The organism is Rhodothermus marinus (genome assembly GCF_009936275.1).
GTDB classification, from domain to species: domain Bacteria; phylum Bacteroidota; class Rhodothermia; order Rhodothermales; family Rhodothermaceae; genus Rhodothermus; species Rhodothermus marinus_A.
The window spans coordinates 300,105-317,730 of sequence record NZ_AP019797.1; the positions used below are offsets into that span (position 1 = coordinate 300,105).

The following is a 17,626-nucleotide window of genomic DNA, read 5'->3' on the forward strand; positions in this document are numbered from 1 at the left end:
TCGACCATCTTCTGCACAGAAGACCTTGCCCCATGCGACGCCTGTTGCTGCTGGCACTGCTGCTGATCGGATGCGCGCCGGAGCGTCCCTCCGGTCCCCGCGTGCCCGACTGGGCGGCCGATGCCGTCTGGTACCAGATTTTCCCCGAGCGCTTCTGGAACGGCGATCCCACGAACGATCCCACCCGCGAATCGCTGGAGTATCCGCCCGCGCTGCCCGAGGCGCCGCCCTCGTGGCGGATTTCGCCCTGGACCGGCGACTGGTACGCCCGCGACGACTGGGAACGGGAAATGGGCGATGACTTCTACGAAAGTTATGCGGTCTTTCACCGGCGCTACGGCGGCGACCTGCAGGGCGTGATCGATCGACTCGACTATCTGCAGGAGCTGGGCATCACGGCCATCTACTTCAACCCGGTCTTCTACGCCCGCTCGCTGCACAAGTACGACGGCAACACCTATCACCACATCGACCCGTACTTCGGGCCCGATCCGGAAGGCGACCTGGCACTCATGGCGCAGGAAACCGAAGACCCGAACACCTGGCACTGGACGGCCGCCGATAGCCTGTTTCTGCGACTGATCCGGGAAGCCCATGCCCGCGGCATCCGCGTGATCATCGACGGCGTGTTCAACCACACGGGCCGCGACTTTTTCGCCTTCGCCGACCTGCGCCGCCGTCAGCAGGACTCGCCCTACAGGGACTGGTACATCGTCTACAGCTTCGACGACCCGGCCACCCCCGACACGAACGAGTTCGACTACGAGGGCTGGTGGGGCGTCAAGACGCTCCCTGTCTTTGCCGACAACGAGGATGGCACCGACCTGCATCCCGGCCCCAAACGCTACATCTTCCACGCCACGGCTCGGTGGATGGACCCCGACGGCGATGGCGATCCGTCCGACGGCATCGACGGCTGGCGGCTCGACGTGACGAACGAGGTGCCCGTGGGCTTCTGGGCTGACTGGAACGCCTACGTGCGGGAGCTGAATCCGAACGCCTACACGGTCACCGAACTCTGGCAGGACGCCAGCGAGATGATCGTGCAGGGCGGCTTTTCGGCCACGATGAACTACTATGCGTTTGCCTTTCCGGTGAAGGCGTTTCTGATCGACTTCGGACTGGAGGCGCCCGAGTTTGCCCGCCTGCTCGACGAACGCCGCAATCGCTATCCGGTGGCCGTGCAGTACGCCATGCAGAACCTGATCGACTCGCACGACACGGATCGGCTGGCGTCGATGATCGTCAACCGGGATCCGGCGGATGTGCACCGCGAACAGTTCGGCTACGATCGGGATAACTCGCCGCGTCACAACCCGGATTACGACGTGCAGGCGCCTGATGCCACCGACCAGGCCATTCAACGCCTGGTGGCGCTTTTCCAGATGACCTACGTGGGCGCGCCGATGATCTACTATGGCACGGAGGCGGGCATGTGGGGTGCCGACGACCCGGACGATCGCAAGCCCATGGTCTGGCCCGAGCTGACCTACGCCGACGAGGCGTCCGATCCGCTGGGGCGGCCGCGCCGGCCCGATCCGGTGCGCTTCGACAGCACGCTCTTTCGTTTCTACCGGCAGGCAATCGCCCTGCGGAAGCAGTCGGCCGCGCTGCGTCGCGGTACGTTCGAGGTGCTGGTGGCCGACGGCGGGCTGTTCGTGTTCCGACGGGCGCTGGCGGGCGAGCAGGTGCTGGTGGCGCTCAACCGGGAGGAAAACGCGCGGGAGGTGGCCCTGTCGTTGCCTGAAGCGGAGCGTTTCCAGGTCCGACTGGCGACGGTGTCCGAAGGCTATGCCGTCACCGCCACAGCCGATACGCTTCGTCTGACGCTACCCCCGCTGAGCGGCCTTGTGCTGGCCGGGCAGTGAGGAAGAACGGCAATCCTTTACGCTAAATACTGGATGGAATAAAGCACAAAATCCTGTTTACCTGAGAAAGGCAAACAGGAGGGCAACGAGTGTTCCGATCTGTCCCACCCAGAAGATAAACATCCACCGGATCAGGTCGGCGCGTGTTGCGGCCATCTGGGTGCTCAACCTCGTCTCCAGACGAGCGACTTCTTCGGTGAGGCGACGGTCCAGCCGAGCTACCTCCTCCGTGATTCGGTTATCCAGTTTGGCAATTTCCTCGGTGATCCGGTTGTCCAGCTTGGCCACCTCCTCCGTGATTCGATAATCCAGACGCTTTTCCGTCTCGGCTATCTGCACTTCCAGCCGCTTACCTTCCTCCGTCACCCGCCGCTCGAAGCGTTCCTCCAGGATGCCCAGCAGGTTGTTGCGCTCGTGATGGGCCGCTTCGTTCAAAAGCGCGATGAGCGCCTCGACGCCATCGTCGCCGAGTTTTTCGCGGAGCACTTTAGGAACGGTCAGAATGGCCATGGCACCTGGCGATCAGCAGCTACTTTTGCAGAACTTGTGATGTTGTGATAAAGGTTCCGGCTCAGGAAGGCAGCACTTTCAGAACGACCAGGGTGAAGTCGTCGTCGCTGTTGGCCGGGCGACCGGTGAACTGCTCGACGGCCTGGCGTACGGCCTCGACGATGGCCCGGGCCGAGGCGTGGCGGTGGGCCTGCAGGCAGGCCAGCAGGCGGTCTTCGCCGAAGGGTTCGTCGCCGGGTCCCATCGCTTCGGTGACGCCGTCGGTGAACAGCACGAGCAGGTCGCCCGGCGCAAGGGAGAGGCGTTCGGCTTCGTAGCGGGCGTCGGGAAGCACGCCCAGCAGCAGGCCGCCGCGGCTCAGCCGCTCCGCCCGGCCGGACGCGCGGAGCAGCATCGGCGGATTGTGGCCGGCGTTCACGTAGGCAAGCTGACGGGTGGAGGGGGTGTAGCGTGCCTGGAAAAACGTGATGAAGCGGTCGGCCTCGGTGTTTTCGCAGACGACGCGGTTGATCTGGGCCGTGCTCCGTTCCAGCGTGCTTTCGAGCGGCACGAGCACGTGCAGGCAGGCCTGCAGGTTGGCCATGAGCAGGGCGGCGGCCATGCCTTTGCCGGCCACGTCGGCGATGGCCAGGCGCAGACTCCCGTCGGGTTCGCGCAGTACATCATAATAATCGCCGCCCACCTCCTGGCTGGGCAGGGCACAGGCGGCCAGCTCCACGCCCGGCACTTCGGGCAGTCGCCGGGGCAGCAGGCGCTGCTGGATCTGGCGGGCCTGCTGCAGCTCACGCTCCAGGTGCTGGCGTTCGATCTGGGCTTCGATCAGAAACGTGTTGCGGATGGCCGAGGCGGCCAGCGTCCCCAGCGCGTAGAGAAACTCCAGTTCGCCCGGACCGTAGGGCGCGCCGTTGATGCGCCGGCCCAGGCCCAGCACGGCCTGGGTGATCCCCTGTTGCCGGATGGGCAGCACCAGGTAGAGTTGAAAGGCCCGCAGCCAGTCCCAGGCGGGGGGCGCTTCTTCCAGCAACAGCGGCTGTTCGAGGCGGCCCAGTTGTTCGATACGCTCCGGAGGCAGTGAGGAGGGCAGTCCGCGGCTGGCAAGTACCTCGAACGTGGCGTTGCCGTCGGCGGCCTCGATGCGGACCAGCAACAGATAGCGGTTGATGAGGAGCTGGCCCATCAGCGCCAGCGAGAGCAGATGCGCCAGCCGGTTTCGATCGATCGTCGCATTGAATTCCTGTGCCAGCTCGAACAGCGTGTCGAGTTGCTGCAGGCGCAGATCCAGGTCCCGGTTGGCCTGTTGCAGTTCCTCGATGAGCAGCGCGTTGTGCAGCGCGGCGGCCGACAGCGTGGCCAGCGCCTGCACGAACTCCAGTTCGCGCTTCGAAAACGGCTGGCCCGTAGCCTTACGGCCCAGTGCCAGCAGACCCAGCAGCCGGTGGCGAAACATCAGGGGCACCAGCAGGCAGAGTCCCCGGGCGCGCAGGGTTTCGGGCACCTCCGCGTCGTGCAGCAGGCGATCCGTATTCGGTAGCGGCAGCGCCAGTTCGGTGCCCGGTGCCAGATCGATCGGTCCCCGGGCGTCGGCCACCCGGAAGCGTTGCGTCAGCGGGTCGAACAGCAGCACGGCACCGCGTGTGACCAGCAGCTTGCTCAGCGTCGAGAGCAGCAGGTTGCGCACGACGGCCGCCCGGTCGTCCGAAGTGCTCAGCAGGCGGCTCGCTTCGTAGAGCGCCCGCAGGTCGAAGCGGTCGGTCGGTCTGACCGTGGTGGTGTTGCTCATGGCGCCGACGCTTCGGGGATTTCATCCAGATGCACGACTTCGGCCTGGCGCGCGCGGCCGTCGGCCAGGTGCAGCCGCACGCAGGTCTTGACGCGGTGAAAGCCCTCGCGTCCGGCCGCGCCCGGATTCAGGTAGAGCATGCCGCCCAGCGAGGGGACGCGCTCGATGCGCAGGATGTGGCTGTGGCCGCAGATGAACACGTCCGGCCGCTCCTGACGCAGACGGGCGGCGATGCCCGGCGCCCAGCGCCCGGGACGTCCGCCGATATGCGTCATCCAGATACGCAGGCCCTCCATCGTCAGCCAGAGTTCAGACGGAAGGCGCCGGCGCAGTTCGGGGCCGTCGATGTTGCCGTAGACGGCGTGGACGGGCGCCAGCGCTTCGAGTCGCTCGAGCACCTCCGGAGAGCCCACATCGCCGGCGTGCAGAATCAGGTCGACGCCCGCGAACGCCTCGGGAAGCGCCGGATGAAAAAAACCATGCGTATCGGAGAGAATGCCGAGGATCATCGCACCGAATACGACCGCTTATTCGCCTGCCGTCCCGATACGCCTTCAGCGCAATGTCAGGCGCAGGCCTGCCTGCACACGCGGCGCGGCTTCTTCGGTTTCCGAAGACCAGAACAGCAACGGAAGCCCCACGAAAGGCGAAAGCTGATAGGACGGCCGGTTGTATTCCAGGCCACCCTGCGCCCAGACGATGCCGCCGTTGTAGGTGCGTTCCCAGACGGTCGCTTCCTCGGCGCCGCGCTTGCCGGCTCCTTCCGTTACGGTGCGCGTCTCGCGGGCCGACTCCATCAGGTTGTAGTAGCGGGCTGTGCCGGTCAGGCCCACGAAGACGTTGCTGCGGGCCGGGTTGAGCAGCAACGCATAGCTCATCAGCAGGTGCAACTCCCAGCCGAAAGCCTGCTGGTAGGTGATTTCGAAGCGCGGCGGAGGGTCGGCGGCAATCAGTACGGCGTTCGGGGACGTCTCGACTTCCTCCAGCGGCGTCCAGCGCTCGTAGCCGGTGCGGACGCGGCGCAGGCCGATGGCGTAGTTGGCCACTACGAACGGCGAAAGCAGCGACGAGGTGAGCAGCGCCACATCGATCTGTGGAAAGCCCAGCATGCCGTCTACCGACGGATCGACGGCCAGCCGAAACGCATAGCTGTCGTTTTCCGAAGCCTGATAGAACTTGAGCAGGATCCAGTCGACGGCCAGCGTGCGCCCTGTGGTGCTGCCGCTGGCGTTGAGCACGGCGCCCAGATCGAGCCGGTCACCCAGCGCATAGTTCAGGTGAAAGCGCAACCCCAGCGGCAGACCGAACAGGCCGCTGCTGGCCGGACCGCTTTCCTGATTGAGCGTGCGGGCGCAGCAGAACAGCTCGGTTCCCACGGCATAGCCGTCGAAGAAACTACGGCGGGCCGTTTCGCTCTGATACAGCCCGTCGTTGAGCTGGGCGGGCGCCTGCGCTGCGGCCGGGTCGCTCAGACCGGTGCCCAGCAGCAGCAACATGCTGCCCGTACGGGCAAGCCGACGCAGCGCCTGAAATCCAGCGCCTCGCATGGTGGGGGATGGCTGGTGAAGGCAAAAGGGGTACGGGATCGGACCGTACCCGCAACCACAATTTACAAATTATCTGCAAAAAGTCCAGCCCCTTAGAGCGTCAGGCTTTCGCCCGGCTTCATGACCTGCACTTTGAAGCCCTCCTGCTCCAGACGCTTGCGGCACTGCTCGATGTCGATCTGAATGGGCGGGAACGTGTTGTAGTGAATTGGAATGATCAGGCCGGGTTTGAGCATCTTGGCGGCCCGGACGGCCCCCTCGACGCCCATCGTGAACAGATCGCCCACCGGCATGAGCGCCACGTCGATGTTGTAATCCTCACCGTACCAGGCCATCTCGGCGAAGGGGCAGGTGTCGCCCAGATCGTAGATCACCTTGCCTTCGATCTCAAGGATATAGCCGTTCGGGTTGCCGCCATAGGTGCCGTCCGGGAATGACGACGAGTGCCGGGCGTAGGTCTGCGTCACGCGGCCCCACGGGAATTGCCAGGAGCCGCCGGTGTTCATGGGGTGGACGTTGCTGTGCCCGTGCTTCTGGGCATACTGAGTGATCTCGAAGTTGGCGATCAGCAGCGCGTTGGTGCGGCGGGCGATGGACAGCGTATCGCCCCAGTGATCGCCGTGCGCATGCGTGAGCAGAATCACATCCGGTCGCAGCTGGTCGGCCGTCACGACGCCCTGCGTGTGCGGATTGCCCGTGATGAAGGGGTCGAAAAGCAGCGTCGTGCCGTTCGTCTCGATCTGGAAGGCCGAATGTCCGAAATACGTGAGCTTCATGGTGATCCTCTGGTTTGCGTTAAGACCGGATCCATCCTCTCTAATAAACGAGAAGGCCAGGTCTTTTGCCAGTCCGAGCGGCCGAGGTGCCTGTTACGATCCGGCTACGAGGGGTTGATTATTCGGGAAGTTTGCGAAAGCGAACACGTTCAGGCTGCAAAACGATAAAGGCCCCGGCCAGTTGATTCTCGTACCGCTGAATTAGCGAGAGAAGCGCCGGGCACAGGTCGGCTCGACGGGAGGCGGGAAAGCGCACCAGCACAACGCCTGTTTGCGTCTGTCGCTGCGCATAAACCAGACGTCCAAAATCTTTATCTTCCGTGATAACGATGCGTTTTTCCCGCCAGGCGTATTCAGCTACTTTCTGGTCTTCAGCGCCGCGTAATGACTCCGCAACCGCCAGTACATCGTGGCCAGCTTGCCGAAGCGCTTGAACAACTATGTAGTCGCAACTTTCGTCAACCAGGAAACGCAGTGGCATGAATTAAAGCGTTAAGGACTCTTCGTTGGCCAATAGGGCGGCAGCGAAAGCCAGGGCAGCCCGAATGTCCTCACGCGTCAGGTGGGGGTAAGCTTCCAGGAGCATTTCTTCGGTGGCACCTTCGCTTAATTTGCGCAGAATGAGTTCTACGGGAATGCGTGTGCCGCGAATGACCGGCTTCCCGAGCATGATGCGCGGATTGACTTCAATACGCGTCCACAGGGCCTCTGGCTTTTCCATGGGTTGTGCAGGCAAGATGTCAACGCTCAGGCTGAATTACGCATAAAGGACACGGAGGATCGCCGCATGTTTTCGATGCAGCAGGTGATTACGTACGCGCGACGCGGTAGAGCCAGTACACGAAGCCGAGGAAAACGAGCACGCCCAGCGTGTGGGCCACGGGGGCGAAGCTGTCGGGCACCAGGCGCAGCACGTCGGTGCTCTGGGCCAGCGCGAACGGAATGGCCAGCAGAATGCCCACGAGCGCCTCGCCGGTAATCAGCCCGGAGGCGAACAGCAGCCCGCGCGACGACTCCTGGCGCCCGCCGAGTGCCCGTCCGGCCGCATACGAGACGAGTCCGCCCACGAAGATCGGCACCGACAGCTCCAGCGGCAGGTAGATGCCCACGGCTACGGCCAGCACGGGCATCCGGAAGCTGCTGCCACGCGCCTTCAACACCTGATCGGCCGCAATGATGGCGACGGCGATCAATGCGCCGATCCCGATGATCGTCCAGTCCAGGCTCCGGGCAAAGACGCCCTGCGCCACCGATTGCATGAGGCTGGCCTGGGGAGCTGCGAGCATCTGGGACGGATCCATGCCCTCGCGCGGAAAGACGCCGCCGAGTCCGTAGGCATTGAAGAGCAGCTCCAGCACGGGTGCCAGCACGAGCGCACCGGTCAGCACGCCCACCATCTGCATGATCTGCTGTTTGTAGGGCGTGGCGCCCACCAGGTGGCCGGTTTTGAGGTCCTGCATGTTGTCGCCGGCGATGGCCGCCGCGCAGCAGACCACCGCGCCGATCAGGATGGCCGTGGCGGCCGCCGCCGTGGCCCGTTCGGCGTTCACCTGCAGGTCGATCTGGCTGCCCAGCAGCAACAGCAACAGCAGCGAGGCCGTCAGGATCGTGGCGATCGTGACGCCGGAGATCGGGTTGTTCGACGAGCCCACCAGACCGGCCATGTAGCCGGCCACCGATGAAAACAGAAAGCCGGCCACGAGCGCAAACAGGACGCCGAAGGCGATGGTCGCCGCGTAGGTGCCGTCTGAGGCGCCCAGGTGCGGTTGATCGATCACGTGCAGGAAGACGAACACCAGCGGCAGCGCCATGGCCAGCGTGCCGGCCAGCACGAAATGAATGGGCGTGTCGCGTTCGGTGCGGGGGATGGCCACCTGATGCCCCTGGCGGGCCTCCCGAACAGCCTGCCACGAAGCCCGCACGCCGTCGCGGATCGGACGGATCAGCGACAGCAGCGCCCACAGGCCCCCGACCGCCATGGCACCCACGCCCAGGTAGCGAATCCTGGTGCTCCAGATCTGCAGGGCGGCCTCGTAGCCTTCAGCACCCTCGGGCAGGCCGTGCAGCGCCGTGTAGATGGGAATCCCGAACAGCCACGAGATCAGTCCGCCCGCGAAGACCAGCGTCGCGATGCGGAGCCCCACGATGTAGCCCACGCCCAGCAGCGCCACGCCCAGCTCGCTCCCGAAGCCGAACAGCGCGCGGCCCACCTGCACGGCGCCGTCCACCGTGCCGGCCAGCACTCGGAAGCCCGTCTGGGCCAGCTTGACCAGGCCGCCGGCAACGGCCGCCACGGCAATGTCGCGCACGCCCCGCCCGCCTTCGTCGCCCGCAATGAGCACCTCGGCCGTGGCGATGCCTTCGGGAAAGCGCAGGCCCCCTTCGATGATGAGCGCCCGTCGCAGCGGGATCGTGAACAGCACACCCAGCACGCCGCCGGCCGCCGCCACGGCCAGTGTGTCGAGATATGGAAAGCCCTGCCAGTAGCCCAGCAGGATCAGCGCCGGCAGCGTGAAGATCACGCCGGCCGCCAGCGACTCGCCGGCCGAGGCGGCCGTCTGCACGATGTTGTTTTCCAGAATGTTCGCGCGTCGAAACAGCCGCAGCACGCCCATCGAGATGACGGCGGCCGGAATCGAGGCCGATACGGTCATGCCCACCTTGAGGCCCAGGTAGGCGTTCGCCGCGGCGAGCACGGCGGCCAGAATCACGCCCAGAATCAGCGCCTTGACGGTAATCTCCGGCAGCGATCGATCGGGCGGGATGTAGGGACCTGTCGAAACCGAAGCAGGACGTTCCATAGGCTCAGCGGACCAGGATCATCTTGTGCGTCTGCACGCCCTCGGGCGTCTCCAGGCGGAGAAAATACGTACCGCTGGGCAAATCTGTAGCGTCGAAGGTGAGCGTGTACCGTCCGGGGGACTGCACGGCATCGACCAGCACGCGCACTTCGTGGCCCGAGAGGTCCCAGATCGACAGCCGGACGGGCATCGGCTCGTGCAGCTCGTACTGAATGGTGGTGCGTCCCTGGAATGGATTCGGGAAGTTGCCCACCAGCAGTGCGCGTCCGGACTGCACGGGCGCCCTTCCCAGCTTGAGCACGGCGGAAGGGTAAAGCACGCCGCCTTCAAGTTCCTGCTGGATCCGATAGTAGAGCACCGGGGCGTCAGGCGGCGACGGATCGCGGAACGTAAAGGGCAGGCCCGAGCAGTCGGCCGGCACGCGGGCAATCATGGTAAAGTCGCGACCGTCGGTGGAGCGCTCCACCACAAAGGCGCGGGTCTGCCGGTCCGTGCACGTCCAGCTCAGCAGCACCTGGCCGTCGTCGGTGCTCAGCGCCTGCAGGTGTTGCAGGGGCTCAAAGAAAAATAGATCGGCGCGGCGACGACGCATGCCCGGCGGCAGGCGAAGCGTAGCCGCCTCGAAGTCGAGACGCAGGCCGTCGGCGGGCGGATCGGCCCTTCGGAAGAGGCGGCGCACCTGAGCGGCCGACCAGGCATGTCGATCCAGCACGATCGCATCCAGCAGGCCCCCGAAGTCGGTTTCCATCTGGCCCGGGCGACCGCCGAGGGCGAGCGCTTCCGGCGGATCGATAGACGCGACGTCCGGTGCGTAGAGCGAGTCGACCGCGCGGCCGTCCAGATAGAGGCGGGTCCAGCCCGAGACCGGATCGTAGCTCAGCGCGATGTGATGCCAGCTTCCGTCGGCGACGGGACGTGGCGTGATCAGGCCCTGGTGCAGGCCGGGGCGGCCCCGGTAGGCCCGCAGAAAGCCGGCCGCGTCCAGCACGAGCTCGATCGGATAGGGCTGCTGCTCGTCGCCGCGCCAGGTGGAGAGCACCACGGCGTCGCGGTCGGTGCTTTTGAGCCAGAGGGCCACGGTGAACGGATGCCGCAGGTCCAGTCGGCGCAGCAGCGTGTCCGTCACCAGGAGCGGCCGGGCGCCGCGCCGCACCGCCAGCACGTAGTTGCGCGGGTTTTCCGTATCGGCCGGTTGCACGAAAAGCGCCTGTCGCTGCACTTCGGCCGTCCGGGGTTCGAGCTTTTTTGCGGAAGACTCGGAGGGCTCAAGCGATGCCAGTTGCCAGAGCGTCAGGCCGGGACTGCCCGGCGTCGTCTCGATGCAGAGCACCAGTGGACCGTCGATCGGCCGATCCGGCCGCAGCCGGAAGCGACCGCTTGCCAGCGTGTCGAGCCGAAGGAGAATCGGTCCGAGGCCCGGACGCACGGCCCATGCCCGGCGCACGGACCAGTCGGGCGGCACGTCCAGCAGGGTTCCGTAGAAGGGCACCGTACCCTCCCAGCGGGCAAACAGGTTGGCCGTCTGGCCAGCCTGCAACCGCTCGCCGCTCCAGAGCGCCTGCAATTGCGCCCGGGCCGTGCCCGCCCGCAGACACGAGGCCAGCACCGCGGCCAGCAACAGCACACGCGCCCGCGTCTTCATGGAAAAGCGCCGGCAGAGCGGCGATTCGGTGGGGGATTCGTTACCAGTTGGAAAAGATAGGCGCGGACCCTTCGCCTGTCAAACGGGGTTGACCCTTTGAAGCCCTGAAAAACATACGGTGCTACCAGCCATGCCGCGACGTTTACGCATCGGCCTGCTGACCGGCGGCGGCGATTGCCCGGGCATGAACGCCGTCATCCGCGCCGTCACCAAGAGCCTGATCCTTCAGGCCAACGCCGAGGTGATCGGCTTCGAAGACGGCTACGAAGGACTCATCGAAGGTCGATTTCGGACGCTCGAATTTCAGGACGTCAGCGGCATCCTGACGCGGGGCGGTACGATTCTCGGCACGAGCAATCGGGCCAATCCGTTTCGCTACTACCGACGGGGGGAGGCCGACGTGTCGGCCGAAGTCATCGCGCTGTACCGCGAGCTGGAGCTGGACGGCATCGTGGCCATCGGCGGCGATGGCACGATGACGATCGCCCACGGACTCTCGGAGCGAGGACTTCGTTTCATCGGCGTGCCCAAGACGATCGACAACGACATCTGGGGCACCGAGCGTACGTTCGGATTCGATACGGCCGTACACATCGCCACGGAGGCCATCGATCGACTGCACACCACGGCGCAGAGTCACCACCGCGTGATGATCTGTGAGACGATGGGACGCTATGCCGGGTGGATCGCGCTCTATGCGGGTGTGGCGGCCGGAGCCGACGTGATCCTGATCCCCGAGCTGCCCTTCGACGTGGAGGTGGTGGCCGAGGTGTGCCGCGAGCGCGAAAGCGACGGCCGTCGCTTTACGATCGTCGTGGTGGCCGAAGGGGCGCGTCCCGAAGGGGGCTCCTTCCACGTGCGGGAGCGCGTGCCCGAAAGCCCCGACCCGATCCGGCTGGGCGGGATCGGCTACGAACTGGAGCGCCAGCTTCGCGAGCGCCTGCGGAGCGAGGTGCGCACCACCGTGCTGGGCCACGTGCAGCGGGGCGGCACGCCCACAGCCTACGACCGCAGCCTGGCCTCGGCCTTTGGCGCCTACGCGGCCGCGCTGGTGCAGGCCGAACGGTATGGCTGTATGGTGGCACTTCGCGACGGCCGACTGACCACCGTCCCGCTGGCCGAGGTGGCCGGACGCACGCGTACCGTACCGCTCGATCACCCCATGCTGGGGGCCGCGCTGGCCGTGGGTACGTCGCTGGGCGTCCGGGCGCTGACCTCGCCGCTGGTGGGCGCCGAGCCGACCACGCCGCTGGCCTGAGGTGCATTAATGCTTCCAACCATGGCCTGAACCATGAAAGTCTATCTGACCGGTGCCACCGGATTCGTCGGACGCTACGTGCTGCAGGCGCTGCGGGCGGCCGGCCACGAGGTGCGGTGCCTGGTGCGGCAGCCCGACCATCCGCTACCTTTCGAGGAGGAGGGCGTCGAGAAGGTGGGCGGCGATCTGCTTCGCCCCGAGACGTTCGCGGGCACGCTCGACGGTTGCGAGGCCGTGGTGCACCTGGTGGGCATCATCGCCGAAAAGCCCCGCCAGGGCATTACGTTCGATGCCGTACACCGTCGGGGCACGCTGCACATGGTGGAGGCGGCTCAGCAGGCTGGCATTTCGCGCTTCATCCACATGAGCGCCAACGGTGCACGCCCCGACGGCACGACGGCCTATCAGACGAGCAAATGGGAAGCGGAGGAAATCGTCCGGCATGCCGGCTTTGCGCACTGGACGATCTTCCGGCCTTCGATCATTTTCGGCGATCCGAAAGGGGCCCCGATGGAGTTCGTCACGGAGCTGGCCCGACGGCTCGTCCGGCCGCTCCCGGTACTGCCCGTCTTCGGCGACGGGCAGTATCGGTTGCAGCCGGTGGCCGTCGAGGTGGTGGCGGCTGCTTTTGCGCAGGCGCTGACCAGGCCGGAGGCGCGTGGCCAGACCTACTGCGTGGCCGGCCCGCAGCCGCTCGCCTACGACGAGATCCTGGACGTGATCGCCCGGGCCCTTCGCGGACGGCCGAAACCCAAATTGCATTTGCCGTTGGGGCCGGTGCGTCTGCTGGTCGGCACGCTGGGACGCATCGGCCTGCTGCCCGTCACCCCGGAGCAACTCGCCATGCTGATCGAAGGCAACACGTGCGATCCGTCGGCTTTCTACCGCGACTTCGACGTGCCGCAGGTACCCTTCACGCCCGAGACGATCGCCTACGTGCGCCGGGCGGCCTGAGGACGTATGCTTTACCTGAGAGAAGCTGGTTGCGCAGGCGTGGTGGCATCCCTACTTTTCCCGTAACGCGGATCACAAACGGCTCGGATCATGTCGGTCCCGCAACCGGTCGTGGCCATCGTGGGAGCCGGCGCCGTCGGGCGGGCGCTGGGGCAATCGTTGCGGGCGGCCGGCTACCCGATCGCCGCCGTGATCAGCCGCAATCCGGTCTCGGCCCGCGAGCTGGCCGCGCAGGTGGAAGCACCGGTGGCGTCGGCGGCCCTGGAAGATCTGCCGGGTGAAGTGCGCCTGGTGTTCTGTTGTGTGCCGGACGACGCGCTGCCCGGCCTGGCCGAACAACTGGCACTGGTGCCGCACGACTGGCCGTGTACGGTGGTGGCGCACACCTCGGGCGCGCTCCCGGCGCGCGTGCTGGAACCGGTGGGACGCCGCGGCGCCCTGCTGCTGAGCTTTCACCCGGTCCAGTCGTTTCCCCGTCAGGGGCCACCGCCCTCGCTGGCGGGCGTTGCCGTCGGGCTGGAAGGCGATCCGGAGGCGGTCGCGCTGGGACGCGAGGTGGCACGGGCGCTGGGGGCCCGACCGGTCGAACTCTCGGCCGAGACGAAGCCGCGCTATCACCTGGCCGCCGTACTCGCCTCGAACGGGCTGGGAGCGCTCATGGCCATGGCCGGCGAAGTGCTGGCCAGCATCGGCCTTTCGCGACCCGAAGCGCATGCCATGCTGCTGCCGCTGGTGCAGGGCACGCTGCACAACCTGGAGCAGTTGCTGCCGGAGGAGGCGCTGACCGGACCGGCCGTGCGGGGCGATCTGGGGCCGATCACGCAACACCTGGAGACGTTGCAGCAACACCTGCCCCACCTGCTGCCCGTCTATGCGGCGCTGACCACCGAGATGATCCGCGTGGGCGTGCGCAGTGGGCGTCTGGCCCCCGAGCGGGCGACAGCCCTGCTGGATCGGCTGCAGGAAGCGCTCGATACGCGGTCGGATATACCGCCGGAACGTCTGCCATAGCGACAGACCGGAACATCCCTTGCCCTGCAAAGTTGGGCGCCGTCGGACTAAGTGACGGAGAATGAGTTGTTTGAAATATGCGCATACGACGCCGTCGCGCTGCGGCTTTACGAAAGAGCTGGACGCAATCTTCCGAAACACCAACCGTTGAGCTTGCTACGATCGAGCATCCGGCCCTGGAACGACTGGAAACCCTGCTGAGGGGTGAAGAAGCGGCCACGCTGGCATTCCAATCGGTGCTGGCCGCGTTGCTGCCCATGCTCGAGCGCGTGCTGCAGCGCGAGCAGCAGGCGGCAGACGCCTCGCTGTCGCTGGCCCAGCGGGAGACGCTGCAGGAGATGACCGAGACGCTGGCGACCGCCATCCAGATGCTGCGCGGGGCGCTGAACGAACGCGGGCAGCAGGTGCTGCGCTACGAGCGGCCCGTCGAATCCGGACCGCCGGAGCGGTCGTGGTGGTTCGCTCTGTCCGAAGCACTCGAAGCCGTCGAAGACGCGCTGCAGCGTATTCCACCGCTCGTCCGGGCGCAACCCCGGAGCAGCCTGTCCCGTCGCGTTGGAGCGTTGCTGCTTCGCCTGTTGCGACAGCATCAACGACATCTCCTCCATGAAGCCCGTGAGTGGATCGAATAACACGGAACCGATCGCGCGCTGGCTCGCCGAGGCCGATCAGGAGCTGGAAGCGCGGTGGGCGTGGCTCCTGGCGCATCTGGAAAATCTGGTGGGCCGAACGCCAACCGGCATCGAACAGGTGCTGTTTCTGATCGGCATTCAGGAACGGGGGCGCGGCTTCGAGCCCGGAATGTCCCGGGAACAGAAGCAGGAGGTGATCATGGAAGGCGCCCGGCATGCGTTTGCCGCCATCGGCCTGTACCGGCGCGTCGCGAACGATCCCACGGCCTGGGAGCCCGCCTTTTCACCCTGGCCCGAACTCTCGCGCGACGATCAGGAAAAGCTGCTGCGCATTGCCATTCTGGAATACTTCAAACCCTTGCTGTCATGAACATACGATGGCTTGCAGGCGTGGCGCTGGCGTTTTTTGTAGCAGCCTGTCAGTCGGCCCCGTCCACACCGTCGGTCGAAGCCGATAGCCTGGCGCAGGCGACCGACACGCTGGCGCTTCCCGCCACCAACTACTACGAAATCCGTACGCCGCTGGGCCGTATGGTCGTGCGGCTCTACGACGAAACGCCGCTGCACCGGGACAACTTCAAGCGGCTGGTGGCGGCAGGCTTCTACGACAGCACGACGTTTCACCGGGTGATCGACGGGTTCGTCATTCAGGGCGGCGATCCGAACTCGAAGGACGCCGACCCGTCGAATGACGGCACCGGCGGGCCGGGCTACACGCTTCCGGCCGAGATTCGTCCCGGCCTGTTCCACAAACGCGGCGCACTGGCCGCCGCCCGTCAGGGCGACGAGGTGAACCCCGAGCGGCGCTCCAGCGGCAGCCAGTTCTACCTGGTCGTCGGGCGCACATTCGACGAGGCCACGTTGGACGAGATCGAAGTCTACCTGCGGGAGCAGATCCCGGCCCCGGACTTCGCCTTCCCGGACTCGGTCCGGCAGCTTTACCAGACGGTGGGCGGGGCGCCGTTTCTGGACGGACTCTACACGGTCTTCGGTGAACTGGTCGAAGGCTTCGAGGTGATGGACGCCATCGCGCGGGTGCCCACGCCGCGAAGCACCGGTCGGCAGGCTCCGCCGACAATGCTCGATCGGCCGCTGCAGCCCGTTCCCATGACGATTCGCCCGCTTGAAAACTATTCACCCGGCTCCTGAAACCCGTTTTGCCGGCGTACGGTACCACCTGCTACCCGGTTTTCCGGCAGAAAGGACGTAGCTCGTCGGGCTGCGTCTTTTGTTTTGTTTTTCCGAAAGTCAGGCCGTCGGATCGCAAGCCATGAAGCGCGTACTGACCGAACAGGAACTGGAACGGCGCCGGGCGCGCCAGCAGCTCGAAGCGATGGGGATCAATCCGTACCCCTATCGCTGGGAGGTTACGGCCCATGCGGCCGAGATCCTGCAGAACTTTGACGATGAACGGCACCAGCCGCGGGAGGACGGGCCGGCGCCCGAACCCTACGAGGTGTCGATTGCCGGCCGGATCATGACGCGGCGCATCATGGGCAAGGCCGCCTTCTTCGATCTGCAGGACGAAACCGGCCGCATTCAGGTGTACGTCCGGCGCCAGGACCTGCCCGAAGGCTTCTACGATCAGGTCTTCAAGAAACTGCTGGACATTGGCGACATCGTGGGCGTGGAGGGCTTCGTGTTCCGCACGCGCATGGGCGAAATCACCGTTCACGCCCGACGCCTCGAGTTGCTGGCCAAAGCGCTCCGTCCGTTGCCCGTCGTCAAAGAGCAGGACGGGAAGGTGTACAACGAGGTGACGGACAAGGAATTTCGCTACCGGCAGCGGTACGCCGATCTGATCATCAACCCCGAAGTGCGGGAGGTTTTCCGCAAGCGGGCGCGCATGATTACGACGATCCGACGGTTCCTGGACGAACGGGGCTATCTGGAGGTCGAAACGCCCATTCTGCAGCCTATGTACGGGGGCGCTTCGGCCCGGCCCTTCATCACGTACCACAACGCGCTCGACATGCAGCTCTACCTGCGCATTGCCGACGAGCTGTACCTGAAGCGGCTGATCGTGGGCGGCTACGAGGGCGTCTACGAGATCGGTAAAGACTTCCGGAACGAAGGGCTCAGCCGCTTCCACAATCCGGAGTTCACGATGCTCGAGCTGTACGTGGCCTACAAGGACTACTACTGGATGATGGACTTCGTGGAGGAGTTGCTCGAGCATGTGGCCACCGAAGTGACCGGCTCGCCGGAGGTGCAGTGGGGCGAGCACACGATCTCGTTCCGCCGGCCCTGGCCGCGCATCCCGATGTTCGAGGCGATCAAGGAGCGGACAGGCTACGATCTCTACGGCAAGTCGCGCGACGAGCTGGCCGAGATCGCCCGCAAGCTGGGGCTGGAGATCGACGACACAATGGGCAGCGGCAAGATCATCGACGAGATTTTCGGCGAATTCGTCGAGCCCCACCTGATCCAGCCCACCTTCATCATTGATTATCCGATCGAGCTGAGTCCGCTGGCGAAGCGCCACCGCGAAAAGCCCGGGCTGGTCGAGCGCTTCGAGGTGATCGTGGGCGGCAAGGAGCTGTGCAATGCCTTCAGTGAGCTGAACGATCCGGACGATCAGCGGGCACGCTTCGAGGAGCAGGCGCGGTTGCGGGCGGCCGGCGACGAGGAAGCCATGCAGATCGACGAAGACTTCCTGCGGGCACTGGAGTACGGCATGCCGCCGACGGCCGGGCTGGGCATCGGCATCGACCGGCTGGCCATGATTCTGACGAACCAGCCTTCGATTCGGGACGTGATTCTGTTTCCGCTGCTGCGGCCCGAGCAACCGGCCGTGCCGGCCGGATCCGACGGGGCCGAAAAGGAGACGTCCGAGGCCTGAGCGTC

The 17,626-nt window shown here is 65.6% G+C and carries 17 protein-coding genes; 8 read left to right on the forward strand and 9 right to left on the reverse strand.

The window, feature by feature from the left end; translation table 11 throughout:
* Window positions 1–32: 32 nt before the first annotated feature.
* Window positions 33–1,868: a glycoside hydrolase family 13 protein gene (locus GYH26_RS01405; protein ID WP_161540185.1), complete on the forward strand. Its 1,836-nt coding sequence runs from the start codon at window positions 33–35 to the stop codon at window positions 1,866–1,868.
* A gap of 57 nt (window positions 1,869–1,925) precedes the next feature.
* On the opposite strand, the gene GYH26_RS01410 is transcribed toward GYH26_RS01405, so the two are convergent.
* From GYH26_RS01410 to GYH26_RS01450, 9 genes are all read right to left on the reverse strand, one after another.
* Window positions 1,926–2,378, reverse strand: a complete 453-nt coding sequence (locus GYH26_RS01410; RefSeq protein ID WP_161540186.1) for an LA_3696 family protein — start codon at window positions 2,376–2,378, stop codon at window positions 1,926–1,928.
* 61 nt (window positions 2,379–2,439) lie between these two features.
* Window positions 2,440–4,158 (reverse strand): PP2C family protein-serine/threonine phosphatase, encoded by a 1,719-nt coding sequence (locus tag GYH26_RS01415; protein ID WP_161540187.1) that lies wholly within the window; start codon window positions 4,156–4,158, stop codon window positions 2,440–2,442.
* The gene (locus tag GYH26_RS01420; protein WP_161540188.1) at window positions 4,155–4,667 is read right to left on the reverse strand and encodes a metallophosphoesterase family protein; all 513 of its coding nucleotides are present in this window, start codon (window positions 4,665–4,667) and stop codon (window positions 4,155–4,157) included. Before GYH26_RS01420 ends, GYH26_RS01415 begins: the two co-directional genes overlap by 4 nt.
* A 45-nt stretch (window positions 4,668–4,712) precedes the next feature.
* On the reverse strand, window positions 4,713–5,705 hold the full coding sequence (locus GYH26_RS01425) for a hypothetical protein (protein WP_161540189.1): 993 nt from the start codon (window positions 5,703–5,705) through the stop codon (window positions 4,713–4,715).
* Window positions 5,706–5,797: 92 nt separating this feature from the next.
* The gene (locus GYH26_RS01430; protein ID WP_161540190.1) at window positions 5,798–6,481 is read right to left on the reverse strand and encodes a metal-dependent hydrolase; all 684 of its coding nucleotides are present in this window, start codon (window positions 6,479–6,481) and stop codon (window positions 5,798–5,800) included.
* Window positions 6,482–6,599: 118 nt separating this feature from the next.
* Complete coding sequence (locus tag GYH26_RS01435; protein ID WP_161540191.1) at window positions 6,600–6,962, reverse strand: DUF5615 family PIN-like protein; 363 nt, start codon at window positions 6,960–6,962, stop codon at window positions 6,600–6,602.
* A gap of 3 nt (window positions 6,963–6,965) precedes the next feature.
* On the reverse strand, window positions 6,966–7,202 hold the full coding sequence (locus tag GYH26_RS01440) for a DUF433 domain-containing protein (RefSeq protein ID WP_054684992.1): 237 nt from the start codon (window positions 7,200–7,202) through the stop codon (window positions 6,966–6,968).
* An 88-nt stretch (window positions 7,203–7,290) separates the two neighbouring features.
* Window positions 7,291–9,282 carry an OPT family oligopeptide transporter gene (locus GYH26_RS01445; protein ID WP_161540192.1) on the reverse strand — a complete coding sequence of 664 codons (1,992 nt, stop codon included), beginning with the start codon at window positions 9,280–9,282 and terminating at the stop codon, window positions 7,291–7,293.
* A gap of 4 nt (window positions 9,283–9,286) precedes the next feature.
* Complete coding sequence (locus tag GYH26_RS01450; protein ID WP_161540193.1) at window positions 9,287–10,924, reverse strand: LamG-like jellyroll fold domain-containing protein; 1,638 nt, start codon at window positions 10,922–10,924, stop codon at window positions 9,287–9,289.
* A 130-nt stretch (window positions 10,925–11,054) separates the two neighbouring features.
* Between GYH26_RS01450 and GYH26_RS01455 the strand changes: the two genes are divergently transcribed.
* The 7 genes from GYH26_RS01455 (at window position 11,055) to lysS (ending at window position 17,621) form a co-directional block, all read left to right on the forward strand.
* A complete protein-coding gene (locus tag GYH26_RS01455; RefSeq protein ID WP_161540194.1) occupies window positions 11,055–12,182 on the forward strand; it encodes a 6-phosphofructokinase in 1,128 nt (375 codons plus the stop codon).
* A gap of 33 nt (window positions 12,183–12,215) precedes the next feature.
* Complete coding sequence (locus tag GYH26_RS01460; protein ID WP_161540195.1) at window positions 12,216–13,136, forward strand: SDR family oxidoreductase; 921 nt, start codon at window positions 12,216–12,218, stop codon at window positions 13,134–13,136.
* 90 nt (window positions 13,137–13,226) lie between these two features.
* Entirely contained in the window at window positions 13,227–14,147 is a 921-nt protein-coding gene (locus GYH26_RS01465; protein ID WP_161540196.1) for a Rossmann-like and DUF2520 domain-containing protein, read from the forward strand.
* A gap of 77 nt (window positions 14,148–14,224) precedes the next feature.
* Complete coding sequence (locus tag GYH26_RS01470; protein ID WP_161540197.1) at window positions 14,225–14,779, forward strand: hypothetical protein; 555 nt, start codon at window positions 14,225–14,227, stop codon at window positions 14,777–14,779.
* Window positions 14,754–15,149: a hypothetical protein gene (locus GYH26_RS01475; protein ID WP_161540198.1), complete on the forward strand. Its 396-nt coding sequence runs from the start codon at window positions 14,754–14,756 to the stop codon at window positions 15,147–15,149. The genes GYH26_RS01470 and GYH26_RS01475 overlap by 26 nt, the downstream gene beginning before the upstream one ends.
* Window positions 15,146–15,928, forward strand: a complete 783-nt coding sequence (locus GYH26_RS01480) for a peptidylprolyl isomerase (RefSeq protein WP_161540199.1) — start codon at window positions 15,146–15,148, stop codon at window positions 15,926–15,928. The genes GYH26_RS01475 and GYH26_RS01480 overlap by 4 nt, the downstream gene beginning before the upstream one ends.
* 121 nt (window positions 15,929–16,049) lie before the next feature.
* Entirely contained in the window at window positions 16,050–17,621 is a 1,572-nt protein-coding gene (lysS, locus tag GYH26_RS01485) for a lysine--tRNA ligase (protein ID WP_014065998.1), read from the forward strand.
* Window positions 17,622–17,626: the final 5 nt, after the last annotated feature.

Coding starts and splice junctions, on each gene's coding strand:
- GYH26_RS01405 (WP_161540185.1), top strand. CDS start 33: ATGCGACGCCTGTTGCTGCTGGCACTGCTGCTGATCGGATGCGCGCCG.
- GYH26_RS01410 (WP_161540186.1), bottom strand. CDS start 2,378: ATGGCCATTCTGACCGTTCCTAAAGTGCTCCGCGAAAAACTCGGCGAC.
- GYH26_RS01415 (WP_161540187.1), bottom strand. CDS start 4,158: ATGAGCAACACCACCACGGTCAGACCGACCGACCGCTTCGACCTGCGG.
- GYH26_RS01420 (WP_161540188.1), bottom strand. CDS start 4,667: ATGATCCTCGGCATTCTCTCCGATACGCATGGTTTTTTTCATCCGGCG.
- GYH26_RS01425 (WP_161540189.1), bottom strand. CDS start 5,705: ATGCGAGGCGCTGGATTTCAGGCGCTGCGTCGGCTTGCCCGTACGGGC.
- GYH26_RS01430 (WP_161540190.1), bottom strand. CDS start 6,481: ATGAAGCTCACGTATTTCGGACATTCGGCCTTCCAGATCGAGACGAAC.
- GYH26_RS01435 (WP_161540191.1), bottom strand. CDS start 6,962: ATGCCACTGCGTTTCCTGGTTGACGAAAGTTGCGACTACATAGTTGTT.
- GYH26_RS01440 (WP_054684992.1), bottom strand. CDS start 7,202: ATGGAAAAGCCAGAGGCCCTGTGGACGCGTATTGAAGTCAATCCGCGC.
- GYH26_RS01445 (WP_161540192.1), bottom strand. CDS start 9,282: ATGGAACGTCCTGCTTCGGTTTCGACAGGTCCCTACATCCCGCCCGAT.
- GYH26_RS01450 (WP_161540193.1), bottom strand. CDS start 10,924: ATGAAGACGCGGGCGCGTGTGCTGTTGCTGGCCGCGGTGCTGGCCTCG.
- GYH26_RS01455 (WP_161540194.1), top strand. CDS start 11,055: ATGCCGCGACGTTTACGCATCGGCCTGCTGACCGGCGGCGGCGATTGC.
- GYH26_RS01460 (WP_161540195.1), top strand. CDS start 12,216: ATGAAAGTCTATCTGACCGGTGCCACCGGATTCGTCGGACGCTACGTG.
- GYH26_RS01465 (WP_161540196.1), top strand. CDS start 13,227: ATGTCGGTCCCGCAACCGGTCGTGGCCATCGTGGGAGCCGGCGCCGTC.
- GYH26_RS01470 (WP_161540197.1), top strand. CDS start 14,225: ATGCGCATACGACGCCGTCGCGCTGCGGCTTTACGAAAGAGCTGGACG.
- GYH26_RS01475 (WP_161540198.1), top strand. CDS start 14,754: ATGAAGCCCGTGAGTGGATCGAATAACACGGAACCGATCGCGCGCTGG.
- GYH26_RS01480 (WP_161540199.1), top strand. CDS start 15,146: ATGAACATACGATGGCTTGCAGGCGTGGCGCTGGCGTTTTTTGTAGCA.
- lysS (WP_014065998.1), top strand. CDS start 16,050: ATGAAGCGCGTACTGACCGAACAGGAACTGGAACGGCGCCGGGCGCGC.